13 protein-coding genes are annotated in these 16,013 nt (G+C 64.6%); 10 read left to right on the plus strand and 3 right to left on the minus strand.

All coding sequences use genetic code 11. The features are described from left to right. Positions 1-13: 13 nt before the first annotated feature. Positions 14-1,504 (minus strand): DUF4153 domain-containing protein, encoded by a 1,491-nt coding sequence (locus MTR72_RS08220; RefSeq protein ID WP_341510291.1) that lies wholly within the window; start codon positions 1,502-1,504, stop codon positions 14-16. 190 nt (positions 1,505-1,694) lie between these two features. Between MTR72_RS08220 and MTR72_RS08225 the strand changes: the two genes are divergently transcribed. After that, on the plus strand, positions 1,695-2,993 hold the full coding sequence (locus MTR72_RS08225) for a glycoside hydrolase family 3 N-terminal domain-containing protein (RefSeq protein WP_341510292.1): 1,299 nt from the start codon (positions 1,695-1,697) through the stop codon (positions 2,991-2,993). Between the two features lie 294 nt (positions 2,994-3,287). Continuing rightward, positions 3,288-3,494, plus strand: a complete 207-nt coding sequence (locus MTR72_RS08230) for a hypothetical protein (protein WP_027552016.1) — start codon at positions 3,288-3,290, stop codon at positions 3,492-3,494. Positions 3,495-3,668: 174 nt separating this feature from the next. Here MTR72_RS08230 and MTR72_RS08235 read toward each other — a convergent pair whose 3' ends face one another. Next, entirely contained in the window at positions 3,669-4,514 is an 846-nt protein-coding gene (locus MTR72_RS08235) for an SDR family NAD(P)-dependent oxidoreductase (protein ID WP_280968332.1), read from the minus strand. A 191-nt stretch (positions 4,515-4,705) separates the two neighbouring features. On the opposite strand from MTR72_RS08235, the gene MTR72_RS08240 reads away from it, so the two are divergent. From MTR72_RS08240 to MTR72_RS08255, 4 genes are all read left to right on the plus strand, one after another. Then, on the plus strand, positions 4,706-6,202 hold the full coding sequence (locus MTR72_RS08240; protein ID WP_341510293.1) for an aldehyde dehydrogenase family protein: 1,497 nt from the start codon (positions 4,706-4,708) through the stop codon (positions 6,200-6,202). Between the two features lie 118 nt (positions 6,203-6,320). Further along, positions 6,321-7,448 carry an alkene reductase gene (locus MTR72_RS08245; protein ID WP_280968334.1) on the plus strand — a complete coding sequence of 376 codons (1,128 nt, stop codon included), beginning with the start codon at positions 6,321-6,323 and terminating at the stop codon, positions 7,446-7,448. A gap of 228 nt (positions 7,449-7,676) precedes the next feature. Next, a complete protein-coding gene (locus MTR72_RS08250; RefSeq protein ID WP_280968335.1) occupies positions 7,677-8,180 on the plus strand; it encodes a GFA family protein in 504 nt (167 codons plus the stop codon). A 120-nt stretch (positions 8,181-8,300) separates the two neighbouring features. Continuing rightward, positions 8,301-9,962 carry a thiamine pyrophosphate-binding protein gene (locus tag MTR72_RS08255; protein WP_280968336.1) on the plus strand — a complete coding sequence of 554 codons (1,662 nt, stop codon included), beginning with the start codon at positions 8,301-8,303 and terminating at the stop codon, positions 9,960-9,962. A 252-nt stretch (positions 9,963-10,214) separates the two neighbouring features. On the opposite strand, the gene MTR72_RS08260 is transcribed toward MTR72_RS08255, so the two are convergent. Continuing rightward, a complete protein-coding gene (locus tag MTR72_RS08260) occupies positions 10,215-11,594 on the minus strand; it encodes an LLM class flavin-dependent oxidoreductase (RefSeq protein ID WP_280968337.1) in 1,380 nt (459 codons plus the stop codon). 235 nt (positions 11,595-11,829) lie between these two features. Here MTR72_RS08260 and MTR72_RS08265 point away from each other — a divergent pair, with 235 nt between their 5' ends. The 4 genes from MTR72_RS08265 to MTR72_RS08280 all read left to right on the plus strand — a co-directional run bounded on the left by MTR72_RS08265 (position 11,830) and on the right by MTR72_RS08280 (position 16,013). Further along, positions 11,830-13,215, plus strand: coding sequence for a M20 family metallopeptidase (locus MTR72_RS08265; protein ID WP_280968338.1), 1,386 nt, complete (start codon positions 11,830-11,832; stop codon positions 13,213-13,215). Between the two features lie 85 nt (positions 13,216-13,300). Further along, positions 13,301-14,212: an amino acid ABC transporter substrate-binding protein gene (locus tag MTR72_RS08270; RefSeq protein WP_280968339.1), complete on the plus strand. Its 912-nt coding sequence runs from the start codon at positions 13,301-13,303 to the stop codon at positions 14,210-14,212. A gap of 374 nt (positions 14,213-14,586) precedes the next feature. After that, entirely contained in the window at positions 14,587-15,318 is a 732-nt protein-coding gene (locus tag MTR72_RS08275; protein WP_280968340.1) for an amino acid ABC transporter permease, read from the plus strand. Between the two features lie 2 nt (positions 15,319-15,320). Then, positions 15,321-16,013, plus strand: a complete 693-nt coding sequence (locus tag MTR72_RS08280) for an amino acid ABC transporter permease (RefSeq protein ID WP_280968341.1) — start codon at positions 15,321-15,323, stop codon at positions 16,011-16,013.

Below are 16,013 nucleotides of genomic sequence, written 5' to 3' on the forward strand. Positions count from 1 at the left end.
CTCCGCGTCCTCGTCAGCCTGCAGCCTTCGCCTGCGCATCGAGCCTGCGTTGCAGCCGCCAGCTTCGAAAGCTCCAGGCCCGCCAGGCCATGTCCTGGCGCTGCTGTTCTACAAGCCGATCGCGGCGTGAAACAAGGCAGCTATCGCCCGCCAGCGCCCGAAGCTGGATCGCCTTGCCGATCGCAGGCAGCGCCTGCGGTCCGAGCGTGAGAAGGTAGTTGATGTCGATCTGCACGCCTTTGCCCGACATCTCGCGGCTGTGGGTCAGATTGTAGTCGGCGATGAACGCATCGAAGTTCACGAGCGAACAGGCATATAGCACGCTCGTTAACGCGATCAGATTGGCGCCGACGAGCCATCGGTTGGAACGGCTGAGCACGATGCGGGCCATGATCAGGATCAGCCCGAGCGCCACCAGCCCCATCCAGATGAAGGCCGCGATGCGCCAGTAGGTCAGCATGTAGATATCCACGTAGAGATCGAGGCGGAGGATGGAGGAGGCGACCAGGAGGACGTTCTGACCCACCCAGAGATAGACCAGCGGCCGGATCACCTTGGATTTCTCCGCCGGCCCGCCCGGGCGCATCGCGATCAGCACGAAAGCGGCGGCGAGCAGTGCGGTTGCGATCAAGGGGTAGGCGCCACGATGGGCGTAGGCCGCATAGGTGAGGCCCGTGGGCAGCGCCACATGGCCCCAGAGATAGATCCCATCGAGGATGGACTGCGCGGCGAACAGCACATTGAACAGGACCAGCGAGCGCAAAATCGTCGCTTGGCCCAGGAACTCGGCCGGCACGAAGGGCGCGAGGGGCTCCGGCTCCGCGACATCGGCCGCGGCAGTGGTAACGCTCATCTTGCGCCGCCAGCGCACATGGATGAACGGCCAGACCAGCGCCAGGATCGCCGTCCAGAACAGCACGCGCCAGAAGCTGACATATTCGAGAATGATCTTCGGATTGAGCAGGGATACCCATTGCTCGATTACCGGATTAGCCGCGGCGAACAGCGCGACGAAGACGGTGCCCAGCACCGCAGGCGCCAGCCAGAGCGCGACACCCCGGGTGAACGCCGACATGTTGAAGACCTGGAGTGCGTCGGGAAAGAATCTGAAAGGTCCGAACAGGACGAAGTTGCGCAAGGCGCGGGCGCGGTCCGCGAATTCGGTCGTCTCCGGATTGGTCGCAAGCAGCAGGCCGACCGCCAGCGCGAAAGTGAGGATCAGGAACGAGAGCGGGTTGAGCTCTTCGATGGCTGGCACGAGGCCGGCGGCGAGAATGGCTGCACAAGTCAGACCGCGCCGCAGGTCCAGCGTGGCACGATTGACGATCGATGCGACGCAAGCAATCGCGATGGCAAAGAGTGAGAACGACAACCCGATCCGCTCACCATAGAACAGCCAGTCGGCGAGCGCAGCCAGCGCCAGCGCGAGCCCGAGCTTGACCGGAATCGGGGAAGGCCTGATCGGTTGGATGTCCGTCGTCGACGTCGAAGCCAGGCTCGTCATGTCCAGAAGACCTTTTGTGGTTGATGGCGCCACGAAGTCTGGACGCTGCTTGTGCAGAAGCCGGGATCATCGTCTGCACGAGTTCAGGAGTTTCGTGCAGTTTTCGTGCAGGCGCGCTTTTGCCTCTCGCGCGACGTGAACCGCCTTGATAGGTGCGAGGCATTCGTCGCCTCGCACCTGTCGCAACCCCATGCAGCTCATTCGTCGTATCGGTCTCACCCTGCTCTGGCTGGCCGCGCCTGTCCTCGCCTTCGCTGCCGCGAACAAGAACGATCCCTATCTGGTCGTGCTGCGTGGTGCGGGAAACATCGCGCTTGTCGCCGTGAACATCGTCGTTGTCATCGTCCTCTTGCGCCGGGGGCGCTGGCGCGGCGTGGCCGGCAAGCTCCTCGTCCTTCTCTGGTGCCTGCCGCCGCTGCTGATGGCGGCGGCGCATCTGCGATTCGAGCTGCGCAAGCACGATGTCCTCAGCGCGAGCGCTGCAGAGGCGCGGCAGCTCGGGCCTCGCTTCATGGTCGGCTATTCGTCATTTCCCGAGGTCGCGCGACTTGCCGAGCAAGGCTTGATCGGCGGCATCTACGTAACCCGGCACAACATCAGGGACCGGACCGTCGATGCCCTGCGGGCCGAGATCGCGGCGCTGCAGGACAGGCGGCGCGCCGCCGGCCTGCCGCCGCTCATCGTCGCCGCCGATCAGGAAGGCGGTATCGTCGGCCATCTCTCTCCGCCGCTGACAAAGGTGCCGGCGCTGGCGACGCTCGTCGGACTCGCGCCGGATGGCCGCCGGGCTAAGGCGGAGGAGTTCGGCCGCATTCACGGGCGTGAGCTTGCAGGGCTCGGCGTCAATCTCAATCTCGCGCCGGTGCTCGATCTCAAGCCGAAGGTTCAGCGCAACCGCCTCGACTTCCACACGCTGATCGGCCAGCGCGCGATCGCGAGCGATCCGGCAGTGGTCGGCGAGATCGCGAGCGCCTATGTCCGCGGTCTCGAGTCTTTCGGCGTCGGCGCCACGCTCAAGCATTTTCCGGGCATCGGCCGGTTGCGAACCGACACGCACCATTTCAGCGCCAATCTCGATACGCCAGTCGAAGAGCTTGAAGCATCCGACTGGCGCCCGTTCCGGGAGGTGCTCGCGCAGTCGCACAGCGCGCTCATGATCGGTCATGTCACGCTGACCGCCATCGATGCCGGTCGCGCTGCCTCGCATTCCAAACGCGTCGTCGAGGGGATCATCCGCGACAAGTGGAATTATCAGGGCGTCGTGATGACCGACGACCTCGTCATGGGCGCGATCTACCAGCACGACGTCTGCAAGGCCGTGGTGGAGGCGATCAACGCCGGCGTCGATCTGCTCTTGGTCGCTTATGACGGCGCGCAATTCTACCGGATTTTTTCGTGCGCGCTCGATGGCGCGCGGAAGGGAAAGCTCGATGCAGATGCCTTGCGTGGAAGTGAAGCGCGCTTGGTTCGGGCGTTTCCGGCCGATTAATTGTCGGTTGCCATTTCAGTCCTCGCTGGCCTTAGGAGGTTACGGCGTCACCGCTCCGCGGCTCTCGGCGCGCGGGGCGGTCAGCTCCTTCCAGGTGGAGTTCGCAACGTGGACCGGCATCCGAGCCGACCGCGATCGAAATTTTAGTCATTTTGCCGCCCGCGATTTTGCGGCGTCTGCGCTGCGCATCGTCCCGCAATGGCTCACTTGATGGCGCTGTTGCCTCAGCTTGCCGATTGTGATTTCGACGCAGGTGCGATATGGCTCTCGCGCTTTCAGAGGCGGAGACGAGCTTTGTCGAAACAATCCCTGCGAGAGGAGGCCGAGCGCCTGATCCGCGAGTCGATGGAGAAGAAGACCATCGTCGTCAAGCAGGGCACGACCCGCATCGAGGCGGTCTGCGGCAAGTGCGGCGCGCCGAACCGGGTGCAGGCGCCCAAGGGTCAGTCGCGCGTCAAGTTTGCCTGCAAGCAGTGCGGGCACCAGCAAGAGACGCTGTAGGCATTCTCGACTGCACCCTCTCCCCTTGTTGTGGGAGAGGGTGGCGCGCCGCGGAGCGGCGAGCCGGGTGAGGGGTCTCTCTCCGCAAGTTGCTCTCTCAGTTGTATCCGCGGACGGAACCCCTCATCCGGCGCTTCGCGCCACCTTCTCCCACAAGGGGAGAAGGGAAGGCGTCTAGTTGCCCTCCACGAATCTCTTGAACGCCTCCGCATGGTCCGGGTGCCAGCGCGACAGTGGTGGGCGGTTCTCGATGATATCGCCGGCGGCCCAGAGCATGCGCTTCTCGTCGAGTGCGCGCGGCACGTCGTTGTCCGGACACAGAATATAGAAATCGCCGGCCTCAAGCCGCGTCAGCATGAAATCGACTGTCTGCTCCGGCGTCCAGGCGCCAGCCGGCTTTTCGGTGCGCCCCTTTGCGGTGAGACCGGTGAACACGAAACCGGGGATGAGCAGATGCGCGGTGATCCGGCAGCCCCTGGTGTTGCGCAGCTCGTGCTGGAGTGCCTCGGTGAATGCCTTCACGCCGGCCTTCGAGACGTTGTAGGCGGGATCGCCGGGTGGTGTGGTGATGCCCTGTTTCGAGCCGGTATTGATGATGATGCCGGCCTTGCCGCGCGCGATCATGCCGGGCGCGAAGATGCGCGAGCCGTGGATGATGCCCCACATGTTCACGCCGATGATGCGCTGCCAGTTGTCGGGCTCGCCGAAGAGCGTGCTGCCCGGCTGGATGCCGGCATTGTTCATGAGGATGTCGGCGCCGCCGAAGCGCTCGCGCACCGCACGCTCCAGTTCCGCCACGCTCTCAGGCTTGCTGACGTCGGTGACGGTCGTCATCACATTCGCGGCACCCGCGACCGATGACAGTTTTGTCGCGGCCTCCGTCAGTCGTGCCTGGTCCACATCGACGATGCAGAGTTTCATCCCGGCCTGCGCGAAGGCCATGGCGGCGGCAAGACCGATGCCGGACGCGCCGCCGGTGATCACGGCAACGTTGTCTTTGGCAATGGCGGCATGTGGCATGGATGGTCTCCGGGGCAGGGGCGTTGCACACGATCGACCCATAACATGGCGGTCTCGCGACCCTGCTCAACTGGGCATGGGAGGTCTTCGTTCCACGCCGACTTTACGCCCAATCCGCACCGCTGTAATCTTTCCGACCTAACGATCCCGCCCAGATCGAGCCAATCAATTACCTCACAGGGAGTGCAGCCATGGCTGTGTCGCAGGCTATTCCGATCACGCGCCATCCGTTCGCCAACGGGTCCTACAAGCAGATGCTGATCGACGGGGAGTGGGTGGATGCTGCTTCCGGCAAGCGCTTCGAGACGCGCAACCCTGCCACCGGCGAGCTGCTCGCAACCGTCGCCGAGGGCGATGAGGAAGACATCGATCGTGCGGTCGCCGCTGCCCGCCGCGCCTTCGAAGGTCCCTGGAGCAAGATCAAGCCGTTCGAGCGGCAGAACCTGCTGCTCAAACTCGCCGACCTCGTCGAGAAGAATTTTGACGAATTGTCGCAGCTCGACACGCTCGACATGGGCGCGCCCGTCAGCCGCACCCGCGCCTACCGGCTGCGCGCCATCGGCATGCTGCGCTACTATGCGGGCCAGACCACCGCGATCCACGGCGAGACCATCGAGAACTCGCTGCCCGGCGAGATCTTCTCCTACACGCTGAAGGAGCCGGTCGGCGTCGTCGGCGCCATCATTCCCTGGAACGGCCCGCTGACCGCGACGATCTGGAAGATCGGCCCGGCGATCGCGACCGGCTGCACCGTGGTGCTCAAGCCCGCCGAAGAAGCGCCGCTGACCTCGCTGCGCATCGCCGAGCTCGCGATGGAAGCGGGCGTGCCGCCCGGCGTCATCAACGTCGTTCCCGGCTATGGCGAGACCGCCGGCGCCGCACTCGCCTCGCATCACGATGTCGACAAGGTCGCCTTCACCGGCTCGCACGTCACCGGCCAGTCGATCATCCGCGCTTCGGCCGGCAACCTCAAGCGCGTCTCGCTCGAGCTCGGCGGCAAGTCGCCGGACATCGTGTTCGCCGATGCCGATCTCGATGCCGCCGTGCCGGGCGCGGCGATGGCGGTGTTCGCCAATTCGGGGCAGATCTGCAGCGCCGGCACGCGTCTGTTCGTCGAGCAGTCGATCTACGAGGAGTTCGTCGGCCGCGTCGCCGAGTTCGGCAAGAAGCTGCAGGTCGGCAACGGTCTCGATCCCAATGTGCAGATCGGCCCGCTCGTCTCCGAGCAGCAGCTCGAGCGCGTCACCGGCTATCTCGACATCGGCCAAAAGGAAGGTGCGCGCGCGCTCGCCGGCGGCGGCCGCGTCACCGAAGGCCCGCTGGCCAAGGGCTTCTTCGTCTCGCCGACGGTGTTCGCGGGCGTCCAGGACAACATGCGCATCGCGCAGGAGGAGATCTTCGGTCCCGTCATCTCCGCGATCGCCTTCAAGGACATGGACGAACTGGTCAAGCGCGCCAACGCCACCACGTTCGGCCTCGGCTCGGGCCTGTGGACGCGCGACGTCAGCAAGGCGCATGCGGTCGCGAAGTCGTTGCGCGCGGGTTCGGTCTGGGTGAACTGCTACCAGGCGATGGACCCGGCCGTGCCCTTCGGCGGCTACAAGATGAGCGGCTACGGCCGCGAGTCCGGCAAGCAGCACGTCGAGGAATATCTCAACGTGAAGGCCGTCTGGATCAAGACGGCGTAATACTCGCATTTCCTTCCGCGTTTCGCGGGAAGGAATATTGCCTAGCAGGGGCGGTGCCTTTTTCGGTAGCCGCCCCTCTTATATGATCCGCATCCTTCCGTAGCCATTTGGGGCAGACATGAAATCTCCGGCGTTGTTCAAACCGTTGCAGGTCGGTCCGTACAAGCTTGCGCATCGCGTCGCGATGGCGCCGTTGACGCGCATGCGGGCGGAGCGCGAGAGCTTCGCGCCGCGTCCGCTCAATGCCGAGTATTACGGCCAGCGCGCGACGCAAGGCGGCCTGATCATCGCCGAGGCTTCGCCGGTGCAGTCGAACGGCCGCGGCAATCCTGCCACGCCCGGCATCTATTCGGAGGCGCAAGTATCCGGCTGGCGTAAGGTGGTCGATGCCGTGCACGCCAAGGGCGGCGTCATCTTCCTTCAGCTCTGGCATGTCGGCCGCGTTTCGCACTCTTCCTTCCATGGCGGTGCGCTGCCGGTGGCGCCGTCCGCGATCCCGATCCGCGCCGAGGGCATGAGGGCGATGACGGCCGACGGCAAGGTCTCCGAGTACGAGACGCCGCGCGCGCTGGAGACGGACGAGGTCAATGACATCGTCAAGGCATTCCGCCAGGCCGCTAAGAACGCGCTCGCCGCGGGCTTCGACGGCGTCGAGATCCACGGCGCCAACGGCTATCTGCTCGAGCAGTTTTTGCAGTCGCGCAGCAACCAGCGCACCGACCAATATGGCGGTTCGATCGAGAACCGTGCGCGGCTGCTGCTGGAGGTCACGCAGGCCGCGATCGACGTCTGGGGCGCGAACCGCATCGGCGTGCGGCTGTCACCTTACGGCATCGCCAACGATTCCGGTGAGCCCGATCCGATGCCGCTCTACACGCATGTGGTGAAGGCGCTCGACAAGCTTGGCCTTGCCTATCTGCACTTCATCGAGCCGCGCTCGAGCGGCTCAGGCCGCGCCGAGGTCAACTGGCAGAACGTGCCGTCGGCGATGGTGCTGTTCCGCCCGCTCTATAGCGGCGTGCTGATCACCGCCGGCGGCTTCACGGGCGAGACCGCGAATGCAGCGATCGCCGATGGCCACGCGGATGCCATCGCCTTCGGCCGCATCTTCATCTCCAACCCCGACCTGCCGCGCCGCCTGCAGCATGATTATCCGATCACGCCCTACAATCGCGCGACGTTCTACGGCGGTGAGGAGAAGGGCTACACGGACTATCCGGTGTATGACGAACTGACCCCGGCGTAAGGTCGCTGCAGCCATCATAGCCGGCTGGAGCGCAGCGAAATCCGGTCCTGTTCAGGCGTGTCGGCTCCCGGATTGCGCTTCGCTTCATCCGGGCTGCGCGATTATTGTGTCGCTCCGACCGCAACAAGAATTCCGTCATTGGGAGCGCAGCGAAGCAATCCAGAAATGTGCCCGCGGAAAGATTCTGGATTGCTTCGCTGCGCTCGCAATGACGATTGAGGAAACACCATGGCAAAAGCCGCAGTCGCTGCAGGGATCGCCACCGGGCAATGCCTCTGCGGCAAGGTCACCTTCGAGATCGACGTTCCCGCGCGCTGGGCCTGGCACGATCACTCCGCCGCCAGCCGCCGCGCCCACGGGGCGGCTTACGCCACCTATGTCGGGAGCTGGAAGAAGCGGTTTCGCGTCACGTCTGGAAAAACGGCGCTGACCCGCTACGAGGACAGAGCGAGCAAGACCACGCGCAGCTTCTGCTCCAACTGCGGCACGCCGATCACCTATGAACGTCCGCGCGGACCGCACATGATCAACATTCCGCGCGCGCTGTTCAAGGAACGCACGGGCCGCCAGCCGCTCTATCACATTGCCATCGAAGAGCTGCAGGAATGGGCCTACACCGGCGAACCGCTGGTGCCCTTGAAGGGATTTCCCGGCGTGGTGTGGCAGCGCTCGAAAAAGAAGAAGCGCGCACGCGGCGAGGATCCGTTCGAACTGGGGCGCGAGGAAATGTAGCCATGTCGCTCTCCGCTCGTACGCAACGCAGCCATGAACGCGCTCCATTGCGCGCATCCCCGCACTTCGGCCATCATGCCGCCTGTCCTTGCGGCAACGTCCGCGAGGCCTGGAGGAAACATGAAGAACAAGATCACCGGCCGTTCCGCCTTTCTCGCGCTGCTCAAGGACGAGGGCATCACCCATCTGTTCGGCAATCCCGGCACCACCGAGCTGCCGATCATGCATGCGCTGAAGGACCATCCTGACCTCACCTATGTGATGGCGATGCAGGAGAGCCTGGTGGTCGCGATCGCCGACGGCTACAGCCGCGCCTCCGGAAAACTCGTGGCCTGCAATGTCCATGTCGCGCCCGGTCTCGGCAATGCGATGGGCTCGCTCTACAACGCCCAGTTCACGGGCACGCCGATGATCCTCACCGCCGGCCAGCAGGAGCAAGGGCATGGCCTGATGGAACCGGTGCTGTATGGCCCGCTGGTGCGGATGGCCGAGCCGCTGGTGAAATGGGCGGTGGAAGTGACGCGGCTGGAGGACCTGCCGCGCATCGTGCGCCGCGCCGCCAAGATCGCGACCACGCCGCCGACCGGGCCGGTGTTCATCTCGTTGCCGGGCGACATCCTGAACAGCGAGGCCGGCATCGATCTCGGCCGCTCCACCCGCATCGATGCCCGCACCAAGCCGTCCGACGAGGCGCTCAGGGCCTTCGCCGCGCGGCTGCTCAAGGCCGAGCGCCCGGTGGTCGTGACCATGGACGAGGTGGTCAAGAGCGACGCGCTCAAGGAAGCCGCCGAACTCGCCGAGCTGCTGGGAGCTGCCGCCTATCAGTCCTCCACGCCCTATGGCGCGCATTTCCTCTCGGAGAGCCCGAGCTTCATGGGCACGCTGGCACGCGTGCAGAAGGTCGCGCGTGATACGCTCGCGCCCTACGATCTCCTGATCGCGCTCGGCGGCGATCCCCTGCGGATGTCGGTCTATAGCGAGGTCGATGCGCTGCCGGACGGCCTCGGCATCGTGCAGATCGGCCTCGTCGACCGGGAGATCGCCAAGAACTACGGCGCGGAGATCGCTCTGAAGGCAGATTTGAAGGAGACCCTGCACGCGCTGATCCCCGTGCTGAAAGAGATGGGCGGTGCTGCGCTGGCGCAGCGCGCCAAGCAGCGTCTCGCCGAACTCGTGCCGAAGAACTGGACCGCGCGGCGCCCCGCGCTGGTCGAGCAGATCGGCAAGAGCGCCGGCCGCACGCCGATCGATCCGGACTGGATGGTGCTGCAAATGGTCGAGGCCATGCCTGAGCATGCGATCCTCGTCGACGAAGGGCTCACCTCCGGACGCCAGATCACGAACCTGCATCCGCATCGCGACCGCTACGGCTATCACGGTCTTGCCTCCGGCGGCATCGGCTGGGGCCTGCCGGCTTCCGTCGGCGTCAGCCTCGCCAATCCGGATCGCCCCGTCGTGTGCTTTTCCGGCGACGGCAGCGCGATGTATTCGATCCAGTCGCTGTGGACCGCCGCGCACCACGAGCTGCCGCTATCAGTCGTCATCGCCAACAATGGCGGCTACCGCATCATCAAGCAGCGCCTGCTCGCCTTCCATGGCGACGACAATTACGTCGGCATGGATTTCGTCGACCCGCCGGTGGATTTCGCAGGGATCGCCAGGTCGCTGGGCTGCGAGGCGATCAAGGTGAGCGATCCCCGCGAGCTGAAGGCGACGCTGTCATCCGCGTTCAACCGGCCGGGGACGAAACTGATCGAGGTGATGGTGGACGGGAAGGTGTAGGCGGCGCGGCGCACTCCGCTCTGCTCCCTCCCCCCTTGCGGACCCTTGCGGGGGAGGGCAGGGAGGGGGAGGGGAGTAGCCCAGGAAAAAGTGTGGCCGTCGACGAGAATGAGGCCCGCCTCACTGCGAGAGTGTGCCGTGTGGCGCCCCCCTCCCCCGCAAGGGGGGAGGGAACGCAGTTGTATCTGCGGCGCTGACCGAACGAACCGACGACCTCCGCAAAATCAAAACAACACCTTGCAAAGAAGCGTCCTACCCCTTCTTTCCGACCCGATACCCCGCCGCCGGATGTGGCGCGCCGAGCCGCGCTCGGCCGGCGCCGAACAGCTTCTCCCGCAGCGTGCCCTTGGCGTAGTCCGGCTTGTACCTTCCGCGCTTGGTCAGCTCGGGAACCAGCATGTCGGCGATATCCTCGAAATCGCCGGGCGAAATCGCAAAGGCGACGTTGAGCCCGTCGACGTCGGTTGCCTCGAACCACTCCTCGATCTTGTCCGCGACCATCTCCGGTGTGCCGACCACGACCGGACCGGCGCCGCCGATGCCGACATGCTCGATGACGTCGCGTACGGTCCAGACGCGGTCGGGATCGGCGCGGGTGACGTTGTCCATCGCGCTGCGACCGGCATCATTCTGGACGTGGCGCACCTGCTGGTCGAGGTCGTAGCCGGAGAAGTCGACGCCGGTCCATCCCGACATCAGCGCCAGCGCGCCTTCGGGGCTGATGTGGCGGCGGTAGTCGGCGTATTTCTCCTTTGCTTCGGCTTCCGTCCGCCCGAGGATGATCGTCATCATCGAGAACATCAGGATCTCGGCCGGGTTGCGGCCGAGCGCAGCAGCCTCCTGGCGGATCGCGGAGACGCGAGGGCCTATCACCTTTGCCGAGGGTCCCGACATGAACACGCATTCGGCGTGGCGCGCTGCGAATTGCCGGCCGCGCGGCGAGGTGCCGGCCTGGTACAACACCGGCGTGCGCTGCGGTGACGGCTCGCTCAGATGGATGGTGTTGTTGATGCGGTAGTTCGCGCCCTCGTGGTTGACGCGATGAACTTTAGCCGGATCGGTGAAGATGCCGCGCGTGCGGTCGCGCACCACCGCGTCGTCCTCCCAGCTTCCTTCCCAGAGCTTATAGACCACCTCCATATATTCGTCGGCGATGTCGTAGCGGTCGTCATGCCCGGTCTGCTTGTCCTTGCCGGCGCCGCGCGCGGCGCTGTCGAGATAGCCGGTGACGACGTTCCAGCCGATCCGTCCCTCGGTGAGGTGATCGAGCGTCGACATCCGCCGCGCGAACGGGTAGGGCGGCTCGAAGGACAGGTTGCTGGTGACGCCGAAGCCGAGATCTTTCGTCACCGCGGCCATCGCCGACAGCAGCAGCAGCGGCTCGTTCGACGGCGTCTGTGCTGCATTGCGCAAAGCCGCGTCCGGACTGTTGCCATAGACGTCGTAGACGCCGAGCACGTCGGCCAGGAACAGCCCGTCGAACCGGCCGCGCTCCAATGTCCGGGCGAGATCGAGCCAGTAGGGCAGGCGATTATATTCGGCGGTGCGGTCGCGCGGATGGGTCCACAAGCCCGGCGATTGGTGTGCGACGCAATTCATCGCGAATGCATTGAGCCGGATTTGCTTGGCCATCGTTTTGTCCCTCGGCGCCCTTTGCCTGTCGCTCTTCGAATGCTAACAATGCGGGGCGAATTTGGCGAAGTTCTTGCATGGTCCCGCCATTGGCAAGGCCAAAATCGGAAAAGCACTCCTGCCTTGGCAAGCCAATCTCAAGAGCGCACAACCAGATCCCAACGCCCCGCCACTTCGAACGCCTGCCGATCTCGGCTAGGCTCCTTCGCCTCCAAACGTCGAAAAAAGCAAGTTCATGACCAGAGCCGACGCCATCGCCCGCGCCCGCAACGAGATTCAGTCCGGCGCGTTCCTCACCGAGCTCGACCGCCGTGTCGCGTACCGGACCGAGAGCCAGAATCCGGCGCGCGGTGCCGAGCTGTGCGCCTATCTGGAACAGGAGATGCGGCCCGCGTTCGCCGCGCTGGATTTCGAAAGCCGGCTGGTGGAATCCCCGAGCGGCAAGGCGCCGTTCCTCGTTGCCGAGCATCACGAGAGCGCCTCAGTGCCGACCGTGCTGATCTATGGCCATGGCGACGTCGTCGACGGCATGGAAGGCGAGTGGCGCGACAACCGCGATCCCTGGCGCACCACCACGGCCGGTGCGCGCGTCTATGGCCGCGGCACCGCCGACAACAAGGGCCAGCACAGCATCAACATGGCGGCGCTGCGCGCGGTGCGCGACGCCCGTGGTGGCAAGCTCGGCTTCAACGCCAAGTTCATCGTCGAGATGGGCGAGGAGATCGGCTCACCCGACCTCGGCAAGGTTTGCGATGCCAATCGCGACGCCCTGAAGGCCGACCTCTTCATGGCTTCCGACGGGCCGCGCCTGTCCGCCGACCGGCCGACGTTGTTCCTCGGTTGCCGCGGCGGCATCCGCATCCATCTCGACGTCAACTTGCGCGATGGCGGGCACCATTCCGGCAATTGGGGCGGCGTGCTCGCCAATCCCGCGACCATTCTGGTCAACGCCATTTCCACGCTGGTCGATGGTCACGGCCGCCTCCAGCTCGAAGCCCTGAAGCCGCCGCGGCTGACCAACCAGATCCGCAGCTATCTTGCGGACGTGCAGGTCGTGCCGACCGAGGACGAGCCGGCGCTCGCGGACAATTGGGGCGAGGAGGGGCTGTCGCCCGCCGAACGGCTCTATGCCTGGAATACGCTCGAAGTGCTGGCGATGTCGTCAGGCAATATCGAGAAGCCGGCGAACGCCATCCCCGGCCATGCCAACGCCGTGCTGCAACTGCGTTTCGTGGTCGGCACCAAGGTCGATGGGCTGGTCGAAGCCATCCGCGCCCACCTGGTCGCCAAGGGCTTTCCGATGGTCGAGGTGCGGGCGGCACAGAGCTTTGCCGCCTCGCGCACCGATTTCGACAGCCCCTGGATCAAATGGGCGGCGGACTCGGTTGAGAAGACCACCGGCAAGGCGCCGGCCGTACTGCCGAACTTTGGCGGGTCGTTGCCCAATGACGTGTTTTCCGAGATACTTGGCCTGCCGACGATCTGGGTGCCGCACTCCTATCCCGGCTGCTCCCAGCATGCGCCCAACGAGCACATCCTGCTTCCGCTGACCGAAGAGGCCTTGACGGTGATGGCCGGCCTGTTCTGGGATCTCGGCGAATTGCCGCGGCCGTTAACCTGAGCCGCTGGTCCAGTCGAAAGTTACATTCTATTTCGGCCCGATTTGTGCTTGCATCCGCCCGCATCATCCTGAAAGGGGAAGAAAAGTGAGACATTTCCGTAGCATCGGCCTCGCCCTCGCCGCGACCTTCGCCGTCAGCCAGGCCAGTGCCCAGGAGCTGACCGGCACGCTGAAGAACATCAAGGACACCGGCGCCATCACGCTCGGCTTCCGCGACTCCTCGATCCCGTTCTCCTATCTCGACGACAACCAGAAGCCCATCGGGTTTGCGATGGACATCTGCTACAAGATCGTCGACGCGGTGAAGAAGGAGCTCAAGCTCGACAAGCTCGAGGTCAAGCTCAACCCGGTGACCTCCGCGACCCGTATCCCGCTGATGGCCAACGGCACCATCGACCTCGAATGCGGCTCCACCACCAACAATGCCGAGCGCCAGAAGCAGGTGTGGTTCACCAACACCCATTTCCTCACCGCCAGCCGCTACGTGTTCAAGAAGTCGAGCGGCCTGAAGTCGATCGACGACCTCAAGGGCAAGACGGTGGTCTCGACCGCCGGTACCACCAACATCAAGCAGCTCACCGAAGCCAATGTCGCCCGTAGTCTCGGCGCCAACATCATCCCGGCCAAGGACCACGCCGAAGCCTTCCTGATGGTCGAGACCGACCGCGCCGTCGCTTTCGTGATGGACGACATCCTGCTCGCGAGCCTCGTCGCCGGCTCGAAGAATCCATCCGACTACGTGATCTCCAAGGACGCGTTCTCCAAGCCCGAGCCCTATGGCATCATGCTGCGCAAGGACGACACGGCCTTCAAGAAGGTGGTCGATGCGGCGACCGCGGCGCTCTACACCTCAGGCGAAGGCCAGAAGATCTACGACAAGTGGTTCACGCAGAAGATCCCGCCGAAGGGCCTGAACCTCAACACGCCGATTTCGGACGAGCTGAAGCACGAGTTCGCAAAGCCCTCGGACTCGCCGAACCCGGACGACTATAAGTAAGCATTGCTCGCCCGCCGCCGAGCAATGGCCCGATCATTGCATGAGCGGCGCCGCAACTTTCGCCTCTCCCCGCTCGCGGGGAGAGGCCGGATCGTGTTGTAAGATGCGATCCGGGTGAGGGACTCCGCAGCGGCTCGGCGGCGGAGATGTCCCGACGGGACTGAAACCCTCATGGTGAGGAGCCGCGAAGCGGCGTCTCGCGGACGATGCTCCGCATCGCCTGGAGAACCATGAGGCCCGAGCCGTGGCCTTCATCCTTCGAGACGCGGCGACGACGCCGCTCCTCAGGATGAGGATCAGCTTCGATCATTCTGGAGGAGAATGGTCGAAGACCTGAACAGTTCGTATCATCGACGCGCTCGCGCGGGGGACACGTGAACTACAACTGGAACTGGGGAATCTTTTTCCAGCCGAACCCGATGGGGACCGGCACTTATCTCGATTTGCTGTTGTCGGGACTGGTGCTGACCCTCGAGACCGCGGTGCTGGCCTGGATCATCGCGCTGATCACCGGCTCGATCGTCGGCGTGATGCGCACGCTGCCCTCAAAGGGCGCCTACTGGTTCGGCTTTGCCTACGTCGAATTCTTCCGCAACATGCCGCTGCTGGTGCAGCTCTTCCTGTGGTTCTTCGTGCTGCCGGAAATCCTGCCGAGGGCCGCCGGTCTGTGGCTGAAGCAATTGCCGAACGCGCCGTTCTGGACCGCCTCGATCGGCGTCGGCCTGTTCATGTCGGCGCGCGTGGCCGTGCAGTTGCAGGCCGGCATCGGCTCGCTGCCGCGCGGGCAGCGGCAGGCGGCCACCGCCTTGGGTCTCACCACCGTGCAGGGCTATCGCTATGTGCTGCTGCCGATGGCGTTCCGCATCATCCTGCCGCCGCTGACCTCCGAGTTCCTCAACACCATCAAGAACACCGCAGTGGCGATCACGATCGGCCTGCTCGAGCTGACCGGACAGGCGCGCTCGATGCAGGAGTTCTCATTCCAGGTATTCGAGGCCTTCACCGCCGCGACCATGCTCTACCTCCTCGTCAACGCCGTCGTCGTGACCGCCATGCGCATCCTCGAGCGCTATGTCGCGATCCCCGGCTACATCACGGGGAAATAGCGATGCTCGGCAGTTTCGATTTCGACGTCATCCGCCGCTCACTGCCCTACCTGTTCTACGAGGGCATGACGTTCACGCTGACGCTGACGGCGCTCTCCGCGCTCGGCGGCCTGATCTTTGGTACCGCGATCGCCCTGATGCGGCTGTCCGGCTACAAGCTCCTGGGACGCATCGCCGGCCTCTATGTCGACTTCATGCGCTCGCTGCCGCTGGTGCTGGTCATCTTCTGGTTCTACTTCCTGGTGCCTTATATCGGGCAGTGGCTGACCGGAGCCTCGCGCCCGATCAGCGTAGGCGCGTTCGCATCCTCTCTCATCACCTTCATCATGTTCGAGGCGGCGTATTTCTCCGAGATCATGCGTGCCGGCATCCAGTCGATCTCGCGCGGCCAGCCGGCAGCGGCAAACGCTCTCGGCCTGACCTATGCTCAGACCATGCGCTACGTCGTGCTGCCGCAGGCCTTCCGCAACATGCTGCCGGTGCTCCTGACCCAGACCATCGTGCTGTTCCAGGACACCTCGCTGGTCTACGTGCTCTCGATCCCGGATTTCCTCGGTGCTGCCAGCAAGGTCGCGCAGCGTGACGGCCGTCTGGTCGAGATGTATCTGTTCGCGGCCTTGGTCTATTTCACCATCTCCTGCGTTGCCTCGTTCGGCGTCCGCCGCCTGCAATCGCGCATCGCCATCATCCGCTAG

Origin of the sequence: Bradyrhizobium sp. ISRA442 (assembly GCF_038085055.1) — a bacterium.
GTDB lineage: Bacteria > Pseudomonadota > Alphaproteobacteria > Rhizobiales > Xanthobacteraceae > Bradyrhizobium.

Bases quoted from the DNA above. Each gene is read 5' to 3' on its own strand.
- MTR72_RS08220 (WP_341510291.1), bottom strand. From the start codon at position 1,504: ATGACGAGCCTGGCTTCGACGTCGACGACGGACATCCAACCGATCAGG.
- MTR72_RS08225 (WP_341510292.1), top strand. From the start codon at position 1,695: ATGCAGCTCATTCGTCGTATCGGTCTCACCCTGCTCTGGCTGGCCGCG.
- MTR72_RS08235 (WP_280968332.1), bottom strand. From the start codon at position 4,514: ATGCCACATGCCGCCATTGCCAAAGACAACGTTGCCGTGATCACCGGC.
- MTR72_RS08240 (WP_341510293.1), top strand. From the start codon at position 4,706: ATGGCTGTGTCGCAGGCTATTCCGATCACGCGCCATCCGTTCGCCAAC.
- MTR72_RS08245 (WP_280968334.1), top strand. From the start codon at position 6,321: ATGAAATCTCCGGCGTTGTTCAAACCGTTGCAGGTCGGTCCGTACAAG.
- MTR72_RS08250 (WP_280968335.1), top strand. From the start codon at position 7,677: ATGGCAAAAGCCGCAGTCGCTGCAGGGATCGCCACCGGGCAATGCCTC.
- MTR72_RS08255 (WP_280968336.1), top strand. From the start codon at position 8,301: ATGAAGAACAAGATCACCGGCCGTTCCGCCTTTCTCGCGCTGCTCAAG.
- MTR72_RS08260 (WP_280968337.1), bottom strand. From the start codon at position 11,594: ATGGCCAAGCAAATCCGGCTCAATGCATTCGCGATGAATTGCGTCGCA.
- MTR72_RS08265 (WP_280968338.1), top strand. From the start codon at position 11,830: ATGACCAGAGCCGACGCCATCGCCCGCGCCCGCAACGAGATTCAGTCC.
- MTR72_RS08280 (WP_280968341.1), top strand. From the start codon at position 15,321: ATGCTCGGCAGTTTCGATTTCGACGTCATCCGCCGCTCACTGCCCTAC.